We start from the raw sequence: 13,069 nt of genomic DNA, 5'->3' as shown, positions 1-13,069 counted from the left end.
CGGAGAAACAGGATGGCTATCCGGAACGGTTCCGCATCGAGAACCAGGACGACAGCGTTCGCACTCGCGGGCGCCGCACTCGTCGCGCTCGCCGGCTGCGGCAACGACGACGACAGTTCACACGACACCACCACGAACACGACCACCAGCGTTGCCGGCAGCAGTGTGCCGAACAGCAGTGTGCCGAACAGCAGTGGCTCGGGCAGCGCTGCCCCGAGCACGCAGGCGCTCGAGCGAGCGGGAGCCACCGCAGTCGCGGCGGTGCCGGGCAGCGTCCTCATATCGATCGAATCCGAGCACGATCAGACGTGGGAGGCACAGGTCGTCACGTCCGACGGCGTCGAGCACCACGTCGACGTCTCCGCCGACGGCGCCACCGTCATCGGGGCACCGCGGATCGACAACGAGGACGAGAGCGATCGGGCGAAACACCGCGACCGCGTACAGGCCGCGACCCTCGACTACACCGCTGCCGCGGCCGCCGTCCTCACCGCGGTCCAGGGCGGATCCATCACCGAACTCAACCTCGACAACGACAACGGCACCACCGTCTGGGAGGCCGACGTGATCGACGGCGCCGGCACGAAGCACGAAGTCACCATCGACGCTGCCACCGGACAGGTCCTGGCGAACACGAGCGGACGCTGAGTCGAACTCTGGTACAAACGTCTGACATCAGTCTGGCGATTTGAGGGGTTTCGGCGATATGAGCGTTTTCCGCGACAGTGTGGCGACGAAGGTGGGGGCGGCGGCCGTGATCGGCGTCGCAGTGGTGGCCCTGGCAGGCTGCAGCAGCGACGACGCAAGCAGCACGACGACCACGTCCACCAGCGCTACGGCGACGAGCACCTCCGCGAAAGCTTCTGCGGCAGCGGCTTCCGCGAACGCCGACGCATCGTCCGCACCGGCGGCGTCATCCGCGCAGTCGGCACCCTCCCTGGCGCCCGGTTGGAGCGCGAAGATCTTCGAGCACGCCGGCCGGACCGCGATTGCGGCGGTCCCCGGCAGCTCGCTGGTCTCCATCGAGGAGAACAGTGACGGCAGTTGGGTGGTCGACCTCGTCAATTCCGACGGCGTCGCAATCCAGGTCGGTGTTTCCCCCGACGGTGACCGTGTGATCGCGGGCCCCTCGGCAACCGGAGAACCGAACCCGGGTGCCGAGGAAGCGAAGCTCGATTACACCGCCGCCACCGGCGTCGTGCTCACCGAGGTCCCGGGCGGCCGCATCACCGACCTGCGGTTCGTCGTGGAGAAGGGCGGCACCTACGTGTGGGAGGCCGACGTGATCGACGCCTCCGGCGCGCAGCGCGCGGTGGACGTCGACGCGGTCACCGGCCGCGTCCTGCAGAACACGACGCGCTAGCGCGGACCGAACTGGCGGTCGCCGGCGTCGCCGAGGCCCGGCACGATGAAGGCGTTCTCGTCGAGGCCCTCGTCGACGGTCGCGGTGACCAGGCGCACAGGGTGACCCGAGTTCGCGAGGGCGTCCACGCCCTCCGGCGCCGCGACCACGCACACCGCAGTGATGTCCGCGGCGCCACGCGCGACGAGCAGCTCGATCGTGTGGACCATCGAGCCACCGGTGGCGAGCATCGGATCGAGCACATAGACCGGGATGCCCGACAGGTCGGCGGGCAGCGACTCGAGGTACGGCACCGGCTGGTGTGTTTCCTCGTCGCGGGCCATGCCGACGAACCCGACCCTGGACTGCGGGATGGACAGGCTGGCCTGATCGACCATGCCGAGACCCGCACGCAGGACCGGCACCAACAGCGGCGGATGCGCCAGGCGGTAACCCGTCGTCACCGCGACCGGCGTCTTCACATCGAACGCCTCGACCGGGGCATCGCGGATGGCCTCGTAGATCAACATCTGGGTCAGCTCACGCAGGGCGGAGCGGAACGTCGGGCTGTCGCTGCGTTCGTCTCTCATCGTCGTCAGGAGGGCAGCTGCAAGAGGATGGTCGACCACGCGCGTTTCCATGATTTCACAGGATAGTGCGCCGCTCGCGCCTCCCTGAACTCGCAGGGAACCGAACGGCTCCTCCCCGCGTCCAACCCTTCGACGGAATTCTTTTCGACGGGGGGAAACCGTATGGGTGAGTTCTCGGCACACACTGCAGGTATCGCGGCGTTCGGCGCCACAGCGGCCACTCTGGCCGCGCGGGTCGAGACCGCGGGAGCAGGCGCCGCGGCCGCCGGCCCGGTACTGCTCGGACCAGCGTTCGGGCTGATCGGGGGCACATTCGTGGCCGCGTTCGCGACGGCGCAGTCGGCGCACGTCACCGAATTGGGGCACCTCGCCTCCGCCTGGTCGGGGATGAGTGAGGCCGCCGCGAACACCGCCGCGGCATACGACACGACCGATGCCGGCAACGCGGACACGCTCACCGCCGCCGTCAGTGGGCTGTCGTGATCGATGTGCTCGCGCGGCCCGTCGTCGACCTCCTCGCCGCGTTCGGCTCGGGAGCCCTGCCGGGCGGGTCTCCCGCGGCCTCCCTGAGGGCGGCGTCCGATGCCATCGACGCCGTCCACGCGCTCGGCCGGATCGGAATCAGCGAACTCGGCGGCGTCTGGACCGGCGCCGCGGCCGACGCCGCGGTGAGCAAGGCCGAGGCGACCCAGTCCGCGTCGGTGCACCTGTCCGATCGCGGCCGGGAGATCGCCGGAGTGGTCGAGGCTGCGTCCGAATGCGTGCGGGCCGGCAACGCCGAACTCGCGGCGATCCTGCAGTCCTTTCTCTCGCTCGCGTCATCCGCGCTGCCCGCGCTGGCGACACCTGCGGGGCAGATGATGCTGATCGGGGCCGCGATCGAACACCTGGGTCGTGCGCTGGCCGTCGTCGAGCGGGTCCGCGGAGAACTGGCCGTACATACCGCGAAGATCGTGGCACTCACGGCGCCCGACCCGGCGCCCGCCGCATCGCAGGTCGACGTCGCGGGTCGAGTGCTGTCGGCGTTCACGGGATCCCCCGCGGGGTCGTCGTTCGGATCGTTCGAGTCGTCGATCGGCGACGAGTCCGCCTCATACGGTTCCGGCTCGGCCGTGACCTCCACCGAGACCGGAAGTGCCGGCGGCTCGAGTTCGTACGATCCCCGGTTCGGCGGCAGCGGCGTCGAGATCGTGCTGCCCGACGGCAGCACCACGGTCGCCCCCAACGAGGAAGCCGCCGGCGCCGTGCGCAACGCCCTCACCCAGCAGGGCGTGCCCTACCAGTGGGGCGGCACGACGCCCGGGCAGGGCCTGGACTGCAGCGGTCTGACCCAGTGGGCGTACGGCGAGGCCGGAGTCGAGTTGCCCCGCCTGGCGCAGGAACAGAGCGTGGGCATCCCCGTCGACCAGGACAACCTCATGCCGGGCGACCTCGCGGTGTGGGACGGCCACGTCGCGATGGTGATCGGCAACGGGCAGATGGTCGAGGCGGGCGACCCCGTCTCGGTCAGCGCGATCCGAACCGCCAACAGCGGCATGGGCTTCCACGGCTTCTTCCGCCCCACCGAATAGTCGTCGTCGAATCATCGGAGAGACATGACCACCGAACCCTTCCCACCGCCCGCGTCCTGCTCGGCGACCGCCGTCAACCGCGCACACACCGTTGCGGTCAGCGCGACCGAGACCGGGCTGCCGCTCGACATCCGGATCGACCGCCGCGAACTGCGCTACGGCGGTGAACGTCTCGCGGCGGAAATCCTGCGTCTGTGCGGCGAGGCGGGCCGCGAGGCCGGGACCCGGCGTCGCGAGCAGCTCGCTCGCGACGGCGTCCCCGCCGGGGTGCTCGATCGGCTCGGCCTGCCCACCCGGGCACAGGTCGCCGCGATGGAGCACACCGAGGACGAGAGTCAGCCGGCCCCGACCACTTGGATGCGACCGGCATGAGCGGGCGAGAAATGGACGCACTGGTGGACCAGGCGACAGCACGACTGGATGTTCTCGACGGCGCCCTGTCGGCGCTGGAGTCCCTTCGGGCGGAAGTCGTGAGCGACGACGGGCACGTGAGGGTCGAGGTCGACGGCAACGGCAGCCCGACCGGGCTGTGGCTCAGCGACTCCCTGCTCGGCGTCGACTCGGCAGCCCTGGCGCGAACGATCACCCGCACTGCGCACCTCGCTGCAGCCGCAGCGGCCGAGGAGCGAAACCGGATCACGTCCGGCCTCTTCGACACGCTCGCGACGCGGTGACGGCGTCCAGCTATATCTTTGCGCCTCGGCTGGCTAGGCTTCCGGCCATGGCTGGAGACATCGTCCCGATCGAACTCGGGCTCACCCGAGGCGACCTCGTCACACTCTGGGCCCCGAGCTGGCGTGAGGGCGACGACGAGTGGGAGGCCTTCCTCGGTCACGAGGAGGATCTCTTCGGCTTCCCGACGGTCGCCGAACTCGCGGCGTTCATCCGGACGAACGGCAACAACGACCTCGTCGATCACCCGGCGTGGGCGACCGTCTCCCGGCTCGCGGCGCCGGAACTCGAGCCGGACGACGCGCACGCGTTCGACCTCGTCGGTGTCCCAGAACTGGCGGCCGGCGATCCGGAGGCCCTCGTCGTTGCCGAGCTCCACAACACCCTCGACATGGTGCGCAACCTCGGCGAGGTCTGCGACCTCCAGCCCGTCGTGAAGTTCTTCGAGAACCACCCCGAGTTGAACTACCTGCGCGGTGGGACGGACGTGTTCGTCGGCCGTGAGGGCGAGGAGCTGTGGGACCGCATCGGGACCGCGGTCGCCAAGGATTGGGACGCGGTGATCGACTCCGTCGACGCGATCGTCTCCACCCCCGCTGTCGACGCGGAGTCCCTGTCGGTCGCCGAGGCCGAGGTGCTCGCGGCAGAGGAGAACGTCGTCGACGCGGACGACGACGCCGAGGCGGACGAGGACCTCGACGAATACGACACCGAGGCCGCCGAGACAGAGGAAGAGGAGACCTTCTGGACCGAGGTCGGTATCGACCCGATCCAGATCATCACCTCCGAGACCACCTACTACTCGCTGCGCTGCTACCTCGACGACCGGGCCGTGTTCCTCGGCCGCGGCGGCAAGATCTCGGTGTTCGCATCCGAGCGGGCGATGGCCCGCTACCTCGCCGACAACCACGATCACGCCCTGGCACAGGTCAGCACGTACGACCAGGTCCAGAACGCGGCGGTCGACGGCTCGCTCGACATCCAGGTAACCGACCAGAACGTCTATGTCCTTCCCGGACTGGCCGACGATCTCGCGGACGGACCTGACGCCGTCGACGCCGACCAGCTCGAGTTGGCCGTCGAGTTGTTCACCGACGCCGCGGACTTCGCCAAGGACGACGCCACCGATGCCGCGCTGGCCGCGTCGACGCCGCTGGGCTGGTACGTCTCGTACATCCTCGAACCCGACCCCGGACGCATGATGCCGAGCCCGCCGTTCCAGGCCGAGGCGGAGTCGTGGCGCGCGCTCGAGAACGAGTTCGAGACGCGCCTGCGTCCCGAGTAGCCCCCCACCGGGGGCTCAGCCGGTCAACTCTCAGCCGATCAGCACTGCATAACCGGGCTTGATGACGTCGTCGATCAGCGCCAGTCGCTGATCGAACGGGATGAACGCAGATTTCATCGCGTTGATCGTGAACCGTTCCAGATCGCTCCAGCCGTATCCGAACGTGTTCACGAGCGCGAGCATCTCGCGACTCATCGTGGTGCCGCTCATCAGACGGTTGTCGGTGTTGACCGTGACCCGGAACCGCAACCTCGCCAGCAGGTCGAACGGGTGCTCCTCGAGATTTGCGACCGCCCCGGTCTGCACATTCGAACTGGGGCACAACTCGAGTGGAATCCGCTTGTCGCGCACATAGTTCGCGAGCTGGCCGAGTGTGACCTCGCCGTCGGGGCCGACGGTGATGTCGTCGGTGATGCGGACCCCGTGCCCCAACCGGTCGGTTCCGCAGAATGCGATGGCCTCGTGGATCGACGGCAGCCCGAACGCCTCGCCCGCGTGGATCGTGAAGTGTGCGTTGCACGTGCGCATGTACTCGAATGCGTCGAGGTGCCGGCTCGGCGGGTATCCCGCCTCCGCGCCGGCGATGTCGAATCCGACGACGCCACGGTCACGGAACCGGACCGTCAGTTCGGCGATCTCCCGCGAGCGGGCCGCGTGCCGCATCGCAGTGAGCAGACAGCCGATCCGGATGTCGTGCCCGGCCGCGCGGGCAGTCTGCTCACCCTCACGGAATCCTTCGAGGACGTGCTCGACGACCTCGTCGAGGCTCAGCCCGCCCTCGAGGTGCTGCTCGGGCGCGAAACGCACCTCGGCATAGACGACGCCGTCGGCGGCCAGATCCTCGGCGCACTCACGTGCCACTCGACGCAGACCGGACGGTGTCTGCATCACCGCGACCGTGTGCGCGAAGGTTTCGAGATAGCGCTCCAGCGAGCCGCTGTCGGCGGCTTCCCGGAACCAGGCGGCGAGTTCGTCGGGTGTGTCGGCCGGCAATTCGGTGTAGCCACATTCTTCGGCCAGTTCCGCGACGGTGGCGGGCCGCAGACCGCCATCGAGATGATCGTGCAGCAGCGCCTTCGGCGCGCGGCGGAGATAGTCCAGATCCAACGGCGCTGTCATGGCTAGACGGTAGCCGCGACGCCTGTCGATCGGGTGACATCGACATGCCCGGTGGCGGAACGCGGAATGTCGGGCCGACGAGCGCCGGCGCACGGTTCCCGACCACTCCTGCCACAGGAGATGACGGCCGTAACCACGCCAAATGATGTTACCGGTGAGTAGACATCCGAAGCCGCATCACAGACCGTGTGAGACATTTTCCACATTGCATCTGTAGGAAGAAGGCCTCCCGACCAGCGGCGCGTCCACTGGACACCGGCCCCCCGACCGACGACTTCACGGCCCCACTCCGACCCATCAGCATTGTCGCGCAACAACTTCCGACAATCCAGGGCCCTTGATCCCCACCCGGACCCGGTTACTGAATGCATGCAGATAATCGCCTGACGTCGCCGGAACCGATATGGGAAGGCAAACCTAACAACCATTTTCGATGCCGTACGAACCGCGAAGGGAATTAGTTCCCGGTTTCCGTTGGGTTTAGAGTTCACAGAAGTCGGTTTAGGTTCTCGTCGAGCCCGAGCTGCGGGATACCCGAAAAGTTGTGCAGGCTCGACGCGCCCACCAAAGACGTTGGAGGCACAGCACTCGATGAGCAGCACGACAGAAGCCGCTCCCGCGAAGGAGCGCACCCGGTCGCTTTACCGGGGCGACCCCGGCATGTGGTCCTGGGTTCTGCACCGGATCACGGGCGTAGCGACATTCTTCTTCCTTTTCGTCCACGTCCTGGACACCGCGCTCGTGCGCGTCAACCCGGACACGTACGACCGAGTCATCGAGACCTACAAGAACCCCCTTGTCGGCCTCATGGAGCTCGCACTCGTCGCCATGGTGCTGTACCACGCACTCAACGGCGTGCGCGTCATGCTCGTGGACTTCTGGTCGAAGGGCCCGCAGTACCAGCGCGTCATGCTCTGGGTGATCATTGCGATCTGGTTCGTGGTCATGATCCCGGGCGCCGGTCGCATCTTCTACAACATGTTTGCGGGGCACTGACATGACGACAGAAGCCAAGTCGCTCGGCAAGGCGTTCGATCGCCCCGCCAGCCTGGACAACCCCCGCTCGCCGCGCAAGGCGGCGAAGAACAACTTCGAGCTCTACGCGTGGCTGTTCATGCGTTTCTCGGGCCTGGCGCTCATCGTCCTGGTCCTGGGTCACCTGTTCATCATGCTGATGCTCGACGACGGCGTGCACCGCATCAACTTCGCGTTCGTCGCGGGTCGCTGGTCCAGCCCGTTCTGGCAGATGTGGGACCTCACCATGCTCTGGCTCGCCCAGCTGCACGGCGGTAACGGCCTGCGCACGGTCATCGCGGACTACTCGCGTAAGGACTCCACCCGGTTCTGGCTCAACACGATCCTGGTCGTGTCGATGATCCTGATCATGGGCCTGGGTACCTACGTCATCTTCACCTTCGACCCCAACATCTCGGCGAGCTAGGGGAGCAGAGACTTCATGCAGGAACATCGTTATGACGTCGTCATCGTCGGCGCCGGTGGCGCTGGCATGCGCGCAGCCATCGAGTCCGGCCCCCGCGCCCGCACCGCGGTCCTGACCAAGCTGTACCCCACTCGCAGCCACACCGGCGCTGCTCAGGGCGGCATGTGCGCCGCGCTGGCCAACGTCGAGGAAGACAACTGGGAGTGGCACACCTTCGACACCGTCAAGGGCGGCGACTACCTCGCCGACCAGGACGCGGTCGAGATCATGGCCAAGGAAGCCATCGATGCGGTGCTGGACCTGGAGAAGATGGGTCTCCCCTTCAACCGCACCCCCGAGGGCAAGATCGACCAGCGCCGTTTCGGTGGTCACACTCGCGATCACGGTAAGGCCCCGGTCCGCCGCGCGTGCTACGCCGCCGACCGCACCGGCCACATGATTCTGCAGACGCTCTACCAGAACTGCGTCAAGCACGACGTCGAGTTCTTCAACGAGTTCTACGCGCTCGACATCGCGCTGACCGAGACCCCCGAGGGCCCCGTCGCCACCGGTGTCATCGCCTACGAGCTGTCGACCGGCGAGATCCACGTCTTCCACGCGAAGTCGATCGTCTTCGCCACGGGCGGCTCGGGCCGGATGTACAAGACGACGTCCAACGCGCACACCCTCACCGGTGACGGCATGGGCATCATCTTCCGCAAGGGCCTGCCGCTCGAGGACATGGAATTCCACCAGTTCCATCCGACAGGTCTCGCCGGGCTCGGCATCCTCATCTCCGAGGCTGTGCGAGGCGAGGGCGGCATCCTCCGCAACGCCGACGGCGAACGCTTCATGGAGCGCTACGCCCCCACCATCAAGGACCTCGCGCCGCGTGACATCGTCGCCCGCTCGATGGTGCTCGAGGTGCTCGAAGGTCGCGGTGCAGGTCCGAACAAGGACTACGTCTACATCGACGTCACGCACCTCGGCGAGGACGTGCTCGAGGAGAAGCTCCCCGACATCACCGAGTTCGCGCGCACCTACCTGGGCGTCGACCCGGTCACCGAGCTCGTTCCGGTGTACCCGACGTGCCACTACGTGATGGGCGGCATTCCCACCAAGATCAACGGTGAGGTGCTGCGCAACAACGAGGACCACGTCCCCGGCCTGTACGCCGCCGGCGAGTGCGCGTGCGTCTCGGTGCACGGCGCCAACCGCCTCGGCACCAACTCGCTGCTCGACATCAATGTCTTCGGTCGTCGCGCCGGCATCGCCGCCGCGGAGCACGCCGAGAAGTCCGACTTCGTCGAGCTGCCCGAGAACCCGGCCGAGAAGGTCGAGAAGTGGCTCGAGGTCATCCTGTCCGACCACGGCCACGAGCGCGTCGCGGATATCCGCACCGAGCTGCAGCAGTCGATGGACAACAACGCGTCGGTGTTCCGCACCGAGGCGACCCTGTCCCAGGCGCTGAAGGACATCCTCGCGCTCAAGGAGCGCTACAACCACATCACGGTCCAGGACAAGGGCAAGCGCTACAACAGCGACCTGCTCGAGGCCGTCGAGCTGGGCTTCCTGCTCGAGATGGCCGAGGTCACGGTCGTCGGTGCGCTCAACCGCAAGGAATCGCGCGGCGGCCACGCCCGCGAGGACTACCCGGATCGCAACGATGCCGAGTACATGCAGCACACGATGGCGTACAAGGAGGGATCGGACCTCATCTCGCCGATCCGTCTGGACTACAAGCCGGTTGTCCAGACCCGCTACGAGCCGATGGAGCGTAAGTACTGATGTCCGCACCTGTCATGGACAAGGAAGCACCCGCGCTGCCGCCCGTTCCTGAGGGCGCGGTCATGGTCACCCTCAAGATCGCCCGGTTCAACCCGGAGGACGGCGAGGGCCAGCGCTGGGAGAGCTTCCAGGTTCCCACCCTGCCGACCGACCGTCTGCTGAACCTGATGCTGTACGTGAAGGGCTACCTGGACGGCACGCTGACGTTCCGTCGGTCCTGCGCGCACGGCGTGTGTGGTTCGGACGCGATGCGGATCAACGGCGTCAACCGTCTGGCCTGCAAGGTCCTGATGCGCGACATGCTGCCCAAGGACGGCCGCCCGATCACGATCACCATCGAGCCCATCAAGGGTTTGCCGGTCGAGAAGGATCTGCTGGTCAACATGGAGCCCTTCTTCGACGCGTTCCGCGCCGTGAAGCCGTTCCTCATCACCACGGGCAACGAGCCGACCCGCGAGCGGATCCAGTCGCAGGCTGACCGCGCCCGGTTCGACGACACCACCAAGTGCATCCTGTGCGCGTGCTGCACCACGTCGTGCCCCGTGTACTGGAGCGACGGCAGCTACTTCGGCCCGGCCGCGATCGTGAACGCACACCGCTTCATCTTCGACAGCCGTGACGAGGCCGCTTCCGAGCGTCTCGACATCCTGAACGACAAGGACGGCGTGTGGCGCTGCCGCACGACCTTCAACTGCACCGACGCGTGCCCCCGTGGCATCCAGGTGACGAAGGCGATCCAGGAAGTCAAGCGCGCGCTGCTGTTCGCCCGCAAGTGATGCCTTCGTAGGCTGACGCACGACCCCGTTTTGCGCACTTGTCGCTGTTCCCGACCCGTTCGGGACAGCGGCAAGTGCGCAAAATGCGTTTCAGGGCCTACCCTGGAATGTCGTTATGGCTGCTCACCCGAAGTCCGCACGGCGGCGAATCCTCCTGACCGCCACAGCCTCCGCACTCGCGTTCGGTGCGGGGGTCGCTCCCGCGGCTGCGCTACCCGTTGCCGCGCAGCCACCGCTGGCAGCGGATCTGGGCGTCACACCCACGACCACTCCCCCGTTCAGCACCCCCAACACGGACAGTTGCCCGCACCGCGTGTCGCCACCGCCCGCGATCGATCTGTCGGAGGTGCCCCGCCCTGGTGAGACGGCGCCGGCCCCCGTACCGGTGCCGGACGAACCGGTCGGCGGCGAGGCCCTCGGCAACTGCGGCATCGTCACCGCTCCCGGCACCCCGCCCCTGCCCGCCGAGATCTCGGCGACCGGGTGGGTCCTGGCCGATCTCGACACCGGGCACGTCCTCGCCGCGAAGGACCCGCACGGCCGCTACCGGCCGGCCAGCACCATCAAGGTGCTGCTCTCACTCGTCGCGCTCGACGAACTCGACCTGAACACGACGATCGTCGCGGACGCCGAGGCAGCTTCCATGGAAGGTAGTTCGGTGGGCCTCGGCGCCGGCGGCACGTATACCAACCTCCAACTGATGCAGGGCCTGGTCATGCGCTCGGGCAACGACACCGCTCAGGCCCTCGCACAGCAACTCGGCGGCGAGCAGGCCACGGTGGACAAGATGAACGCGAAAGCCGCGTCCCTGGGCGCATTGGACACTCGGACGGCGTCGGTCTCCGGTCTCGACGGCCCGGGCATGTCGACGTCGCCTTACGACCTCGCGCTGTTCTTCCGGGCCGCCATGCAGAATCCGACGTTCGCACAGTTGATCACCACGGACACGGTGATGTACCCCGGACATCCTGCCGACCCGACGAAGCCCGACGACAAGCCGGTCGAGCCGTACCCGATCTACAACGACAACCAGTTGCTCGCGAACTATCCGGACGCGTTGGGCGGCAAGACCGGGTACACCGACGACGCCCGCCAGACATTCGTCGGCGGTGCCGAACGGGACGGCCGACGCCTCGCGGTCACGTTGACGGCGGCGGACGTCCTGCCGATCCGGCCGTGGGAGCAGGTTGCGCGTCTACTCGACTACGGCTGGGCGCTCGATCCCGCCACGTCCGTGGGCGTGCTCGTCGACCCGGGATCCGAATCGGACGAGCCCGTCGTGCAGGTAGCGGGGCCGGACACCCACGGCCCCGGCGGGATGGATCTGGCGTCCGGTTCCGACCTGCCCAACACGGAGATTGCCGGACGCGTCGCGGTGGGCATCGTCGGATCGGGTGTCGTCGTGGGTCTGCTGGGCTGGGCGGGAGTCCTCATCCGCCGTCGACGTCGCTGAGCTCGGACTGTCGGCGAGCGCAGTCAGTCGCCCTTACGACGCCACAGCCCGGCCAGCCCGATCGCGGCGAGGGCCCCCGCACCCGTGAGCGCCAGCGCCTCCTTCGCGGAGACGCCGTCACGAACCTGCACCCGAGGCCGGATGACCGCGGCGTCCGGTGGCGGCACGAAGGCGCTCGCGAGATTCTCGCGCGCTGTGGCCGCCCAGGCGGTGGCGAACAGGATGAGCCGCGCGGTCAGGTTGGCGAACACGAGCAGACCGATGATCGGCCCGAAGGCCGCGCCCGCCGGCCCCTGGCTCACGGCCTCGAGGTAGATCGCGCCCACCTGGCGGAAGATCTCGAAGACGATCGCAGCGGCGAACGCCGCGCGCCCGGCACTGCGCAACGTCACCGGTTCGCGAGGCATCCGCGCGATCACCCAGGACAGCAGTGCCCACGTCGCGAGCAGGCTGATCACCAACGACGCGATTCTCAGCACCACGCCCACGCCGGTCACGTGCTCCGCACCGAGCCATTCGACGACCTGTCGAGCGACCGGGCCGTTGCTCAGTGCCGACAGCCCGAACGTCACGACCATCGCCACACCCAGGCCGAGGAGCGCCCCGAAATCCTTGAGCTTGGTGACGATGAAATTCCCGGCCTCGTGGGTGTGTTCCCACATCGCCGTCAACGCGTCCCGCAGGTTGGTGATCCAGCCGATGCCAGCATACGCGGCACCGAGGAGGCCGAGAACTCCGACGCTGGTGCGCGCCGAGATTGCCGAATCGATGAGGTTGTTGACCGTCTCACCGAGCCCACTCGGCATGTTCTTGCTGACCTGGTCCTGGATCTCGGTGACCCACTCGGGATTTCCGGCGAGCGCAAAACCCGCGACGGCGAACGCGACCATCAGGATCGGCACGATCGCGAGGATCGTGAAGTAGGTGATCCCGGCGGCGTAGTAGTCGCCCTTCTGCTGTTGGTAGCGCCCGCCCGCCCGGAAGAGGTGATCCAGCCACGGACGCGCCGCTCGCTGCTTGTCGAGAAAGCTTGGCGCACCGTCGGCCATGTAC

General features: G+C 67.5%; 15 protein-coding genes. 12 read left to right on the top strand and 3 right to left on the bottom strand.

Features of this window, described 5'->3' with window-relative positions:
- Positions 1–12: 12 nt before the first annotated feature.
- Together C8K36_RS02940 and C8K36_RS02935 are read left to right on the top strand one after the other, a co-directional pair.
- Positions 13–648 carry a PepSY domain-containing protein gene (locus C8K36_RS02940; protein ID WP_107982926.1) on the top strand — a complete coding sequence of 212 codons (636 nt, stop codon included), beginning with the start codon at positions 13–15 and terminating at the stop codon, positions 646–648.
- Positions 649–706: 58 nt separating this feature from the next.
- Positions 707–1,363, top strand: coding sequence for a PepSY domain-containing protein (locus C8K36_RS02935; RefSeq protein WP_107982925.1), 657 nt, complete (start codon positions 707–709; stop codon positions 1,361–1,363).
- Here C8K36_RS02935 and upp read toward each other — a convergent pair.
- Complete coding sequence (gene upp / locus C8K36_RS02930) at positions 1,360–1,983, bottom strand: uracil phosphoribosyltransferase (protein ID WP_107982924.1); 624 nt, start codon at positions 1,981–1,983, stop codon at positions 1,360–1,362. The genes C8K36_RS02935 and upp overlap by 4 nt on opposite strands.
- Positions 1,984–2,094: 111 nt before the next feature.
- Between upp and C8K36_RS02925 the strand changes: the two genes are divergently transcribed.
- From C8K36_RS02925 to C8K36_RS02905, 5 genes are read left to right on the top strand one after another with little or no spacing between them, the layout of a single operon-like run.
- The gene (locus tag C8K36_RS02925) at positions 2,095–2,415 is read left to right on the top strand and encodes a type VII secretion target (protein ID WP_107982923.1); all 321 of its coding nucleotides are present in this window, start codon (positions 2,095–2,097) and stop codon (positions 2,413–2,415) included.
- Positions 2,412–3,503: a C40 family peptidase gene (locus C8K36_RS02920; RefSeq protein ID WP_107982922.1), complete on the top strand. Its 1,092-nt coding sequence runs from the start codon at positions 2,412–2,414 to the stop codon at positions 3,501–3,503. Before C8K36_RS02925 ends, C8K36_RS02920 begins: the two co-directional genes overlap by 4 nt.
- Before the next feature lie 24 nt (positions 3,504–3,527).
- Positions 3,528–3,875 carry a hypothetical protein gene (locus tag C8K36_RS02915; RefSeq protein ID WP_107982921.1) on the top strand — a complete coding sequence of 116 codons (348 nt, stop codon included), beginning with the start codon at positions 3,528–3,530 and terminating at the stop codon, positions 3,873–3,875.
- On the top strand, positions 3,872–4,177 hold the full coding sequence (locus C8K36_RS02910) for a YbaB/EbfC family nucleoid-associated protein (protein ID WP_107982920.1): 306 nt from the start codon (positions 3,872–3,874) through the stop codon (positions 4,175–4,177). The genes C8K36_RS02915 and C8K36_RS02910 overlap by 4 nt, the downstream gene beginning before the upstream one ends.
- A gap of 47 nt (positions 4,178–4,224) precedes the next feature.
- Positions 4,225–5,460, top strand: coding sequence for a primosomal protein (locus C8K36_RS02905; RefSeq protein WP_107982919.1), 1,236 nt, complete (start codon positions 4,225–4,227; stop codon positions 5,458–5,460).
- Between the two features lie 30 nt (positions 5,461–5,490).
- Here C8K36_RS02905 and C8K36_RS02900 read toward each other — a convergent pair whose 3' ends face one another.
- Entirely contained in the window at positions 5,491–6,579 is a 1,089-nt protein-coding gene (locus tag C8K36_RS02900) for an adenosine deaminase (RefSeq protein ID WP_107982918.1), read from the bottom strand.
- 591 nt (positions 6,580–7,170) lie between these two features.
- Between C8K36_RS02900 and sdhC the strand changes: the two genes are divergently transcribed.
- The 5 genes from sdhC (at position 7,171) to C8K36_RS02875 (ending at position 12,016) form a co-directional block, all read left to right on the top strand.
- The gene (gene sdhC / locus C8K36_RS02895) at positions 7,171–7,575 is read left to right on the top strand and encodes a succinate dehydrogenase, cytochrome b556 subunit (RefSeq protein ID WP_107983715.1); all 405 of its coding nucleotides are present in this window, start codon (positions 7,171–7,173) and stop codon (positions 7,573–7,575) included.
- Position 7,576: 1 nt separating this feature from the next.
- The gene (locus C8K36_RS02890) at positions 7,577–8,020 is read left to right on the top strand and encodes a succinate dehydrogenase hydrophobic membrane anchor subunit (protein WP_107982917.1); all 444 of its coding nucleotides are present in this window, start codon (positions 7,577–7,579) and stop codon (positions 8,018–8,020) included.
- Positions 8,021–8,035: 15 nt separating this feature from the next.
- Positions 8,036–9,787, top strand: a complete 1,752-nt coding sequence (gene sdhA, locus C8K36_RS02885) for a succinate dehydrogenase flavoprotein subunit (protein WP_107982916.1) — start codon at positions 8,036–8,038, stop codon at positions 9,785–9,787.
- Positions 9,787–10,563, top strand: coding sequence for a succinate dehydrogenase iron-sulfur subunit (locus C8K36_RS02880; protein ID WP_107982915.1), 777 nt, complete (start codon positions 9,787–9,789; stop codon positions 10,561–10,563). Before sdhA ends, C8K36_RS02880 begins: the two co-directional genes overlap by 1 nt.
- Positions 10,564–10,678: 115 nt before the next feature.
- Positions 10,679–12,016, top strand: a complete 1,338-nt coding sequence (locus C8K36_RS02875) for a D-alanyl-D-alanine carboxypeptidase family protein (RefSeq protein WP_107982914.1) — start codon at positions 10,679–10,681, stop codon at positions 12,014–12,016.
- Positions 12,017–12,039: 23 nt separating this feature from the next.
- Here the strand turns inward: C8K36_RS02875 and yhjD are convergent, their stop codons facing one another.
- Positions 12,040–13,065: an inner membrane protein YhjD gene (yhjD, locus tag C8K36_RS02870; RefSeq protein WP_107982913.1), complete on the bottom strand. Its 1,026-nt coding sequence runs from the start codon at positions 13,063–13,065 to the stop codon at positions 12,040–12,042.
- Positions 13,066–13,069: the final 4 nt, after the last annotated feature.

The organism is Rhodococcus sp. OK519 (genome assembly GCF_003051005.1).
Taxonomy (GTDB): Bacteria; Actinomycetota; Actinomycetes; order Mycobacteriales; family Mycobacteriaceae; genus Prescottella.
Note: the sequence above shows the minus strand (reverse complement) of the source record. Positions and strands in the feature narration are given on the sequence as shown.

Excerpts from the sequence above, each read along its gene's own strand:
- C8K36_RS02875 (WP_107982914.1), top strand. The coding sequence starts at position 10,679 with ATGGCTGCTCACCCGAAGTCCGCACGGCGGCGAATCCTCCTGACCGCC.
- upp (WP_107982924.1), bottom strand. The coding sequence starts at position 1,983 with ATGGAAACGCGCGTGGTCGACCATCCTCTTGCAGCTGCCCTCCTGACG.
- C8K36_RS02880 (WP_107982915.1), top strand. The coding sequence starts at position 9,787 with ATGTCCGCACCTGTCATGGACAAGGAAGCACCCGCGCTGCCGCCCGTT.
- C8K36_RS02925 (WP_107982923.1), top strand. The coding sequence starts at position 2,095 with ATGGGTGAGTTCTCGGCACACACTGCAGGTATCGCGGCGTTCGGCGCC.
- C8K36_RS02890 (WP_107982917.1), top strand. The coding sequence starts at position 7,577 with ATGACGACAGAAGCCAAGTCGCTCGGCAAGGCGTTCGATCGCCCCGCC.
- C8K36_RS02915 (WP_107982921.1), top strand. The coding sequence starts at position 3,528 with ATGACCACCGAACCCTTCCCACCGCCCGCGTCCTGCTCGGCGACCGCC.
- sdhC (WP_107983715.1), top strand. The coding sequence starts at position 7,171 with ATGAGCAGCACGACAGAAGCCGCTCCCGCGAAGGAGCGCACCCGGTCG.
- C8K36_RS02935 (WP_107982925.1), top strand. The coding sequence starts at position 707 with ATGAGCGTTTTCCGCGACAGTGTGGCGACGAAGGTGGGGGCGGCGGCC.
- C8K36_RS02910 (WP_107982920.1), top strand. The coding sequence starts at position 3,872 with ATGAGCGGGCGAGAAATGGACGCACTGGTGGACCAGGCGACAGCACGA.
- C8K36_RS02905 (WP_107982919.1), top strand. The coding sequence starts at position 4,225 with ATGGCTGGAGACATCGTCCCGATCGAACTCGGGCTCACCCGAGGCGAC.
- C8K36_RS02900 (WP_107982918.1), bottom strand. The coding sequence starts at position 6,579 with ATGACAGCGCCGTTGGATCTGGACTATCTCCGCCGCGCGCCGAAGGCG.
- yhjD (WP_107982913.1), bottom strand. The coding sequence starts at position 13,065 with ATGGCCGACGGTGCGCCAAGCTTTCTCGACAAGCAGCGAGCGGCGCGT.
- C8K36_RS02940 (WP_107982926.1), top strand. The coding sequence starts at position 13 with ATGGCTATCCGGAACGGTTCCGCATCGAGAACCAGGACGACAGCGTTC.
- sdhA (WP_107982916.1), top strand. The coding sequence starts at position 8,036 with ATGCAGGAACATCGTTATGACGTCGTCATCGTCGGCGCCGGTGGCGCT.